Annotated in this window: 3 protein-coding genes; 2 read left to right on the forward strand and 1 reads right to left on the reverse strand. The window is 68.7% G+C overall.

Translation table 11 applies throughout. The features are described from left to right. Window positions 1-453, reverse strand: a 453-nt coding sequence (locus I0Q12_RS22905) for an MFS transporter (RefSeq protein ID WP_197255029.1), incomplete at its 3' end; no start/stop codon positions are given. Window positions 454-611: 158 nt separating this feature from the next. Here I0Q12_RS22905 and I0Q12_RS22910 point away from each other — a divergent pair. Next, window positions 612-1385: an IclR family transcriptional regulator gene (locus tag I0Q12_RS22910; RefSeq protein WP_197255030.1), complete on the forward strand. Its 774-nt coding sequence runs from the start codon at window positions 612-614 to the stop codon at window positions 1383-1385. Further along, on the forward strand, window positions 1382-2186 hold an 805-nt coding region (locus I0Q12_RS22915), incomplete at its 3' end, for a CaiB/BaiF CoA-transferase family protein (protein ID WP_231611255.1). The genes I0Q12_RS22910 and I0Q12_RS22915, both read left to right, overlap by 4 nt.

A 2186-nucleotide genomic window follows, 5' to 3' on the forward strand; every position in this document is an offset into this window, starting at 1 on the left:
ACCCGCCGCGAAGCCCTGGACCAGGCGGACGATCACGATCGCGACGGTTGCCGCGATGCCGATGTTGGCGTGGGTGGGCAGCAGGCCCATTACGAGGCACGCGGCGGACATGAGCAGCACCGTCGAGACGAGCGCGAAGCGCCGGCCACGACGGTCGCCGAGGATGCCGAAGAACCAGCCGCCGACGGGGCGGACCAGGTACGAGGACGCGAACACGGCCAGCGCCGAGAGGGTTGCGGTGGCCGGGTCCTGCTCGGGGAAGAACAGCGGCGCCAGGGTCAGCGCCAGAAAGCCGTAGACGCTGAAGTCGTAGTACTCGATGACGGTACCGACGCCTCCGGCGAGCGCGGCTCGGCGCGCCATGGCGGGGTTCGCTGTGGTCTTCGCACCCCCCTCCGTTTTCACGCCGTTGTTGTTCACACCTTCTTCGATGAGCTCGCCGCTGGTGGTCATTTTCCTCCTCATGTTCGACCACTAGGTGGTCGATCGGAACCGCAGAGCAGTCCTGTGGTCTGCGTCACGCATGAAACCATGCTGTTGTTGACAAGTCAAGACGATGTTCGTCCATCAGATGGTTTGCAGAAACCGCCTAGCGGACCTAGGGTGGCGTCATGACACAGGCAACAGCGGCCGCAGTAGCCGACGGCGGGGTCCGCAGCGTGGCCCGCGCCTTCGATCTGCTCAACGGGTTCGACGCCGAACATCCGGTCCGGACCCTGCGCGAACTCGTCGACATCAGTGGACTGCCCAAGTCCACGGTGGTGCGGCTGCTGGGCACGCTCACGTCGCAGGGCATCATCGCCAGCCCCGGCGAATCGACGAGCTACAGCGTGGGGCCCTCGTTCCTGCGCTGGGTGAAGCTGGCCGAGGCGATGTGGGAGATCGGTCCCGAGGCCCGGCAGTTGATGACGGCCCTGCGCGACAGGTGCGGCGAGACGGTGAACATCTACATCCGCCAGGACCTGCACCGCCTGTCGATCGCGCAGATCGAGGGAACGACCACGGTCCGCAGCGTGGTCCAGGTCGGGGCGCGGTACCCCCTCACGAGCGGGGCCGCGGGCCGGGTACTGCTCGCCGCCTGCCCGGACACGATCCTCGCCGCGCTGGCCGAGCAGAGCGGCGTGAGCGCAGCGGACCTTCGCAGCAGAGCGGCCGGGGACCTCGAAGCCGGCTGCGCGATCACCCACGGAGAGCGGGAACTGGGCGCCTCGGCGGTCGCCGCCCCGATTCTCTCCGCCGACGGCCGTGTCCTCGCCGCGCTCTCGATCAGCGGCCCCACGTCGCGCTTCACCGCCGACCGGGTCGCCCGGTACGTCGACGCCGTAACTGACACCGCCCGGCAGATCAGTGCTGTCGGGCTCGGAACCGTGGAGGCTTTCCTTTGACCACCAACCTGCTCGAGGGCGTGCGCGTCCTCGACATGACCAATGTCCTCGCCGGCCCCTTCGCCGGCTACCAGCTCGCCCTCCTCGGTGCCGACGTCGTCAAGGTCGAGACCGCCGGCAGCGGCGACCTGGCCCGTCAGCTCGGCGCGGACCCAGGGCTGAGCGCCGAATACATGGGTGTCTCCTTCCTCGCCCAGAACTCGGGCAAGCGCTCGGTCACCGTGAACCTCAAGACCGCCGGCGGCAAGGAGGTCTTCGAACGCCTGCTCGCCGACGCGGACGTGCTGCTGGAGAACTTCCGGCCGGGCGTGCTCGAGCGCCTCGGCTTCGGCTGGGACCGCCTGAAGGAGATCAACCCCCGGCTGGTCTACTGCGCGGTGTCCGGGTTCGGCGCCACCGGCCCGCTGCGCGGTCGCCCCGCCTACGACCAGGTGGTCCAGGGCATGTCCGGAATCATGAGCGTCACCGGCGACACCCAGTCGGCGCCGCTGCGGGTCGGTTACCCCGTCTGCGACAGCTTCGGCGGACTCGCCGCGGCGATGGCCGTGTGCGCCGCGATCGTCCGGCAGCGCGCGACCGGACAGGGCGCCTACCTCGACACGTCCATGCTGGACGCCGCGCTCACCTCTATGGGCTGGGTGGTCTCCAATCACCTTGTCACAGGCAAGGAACCGATCCCCATGGGCAACGAGAACATGACCTCGGCCCCGTCGGGCGCCTTCAAGACCGCCGACGGCGTGCTCAACATCGCGGCGAACAAGCAGGAACAGTTCGAGATCCTGTGCCGCGTGCTCGGCCGCG

This window comes from Rhodococcus sp. CX (assembly GCF_015865005.1).
Taxonomy (GTDB): Bacteria; Actinomycetota; Actinomycetes; order Mycobacteriales; family Mycobacteriaceae; genus Rhodococcus.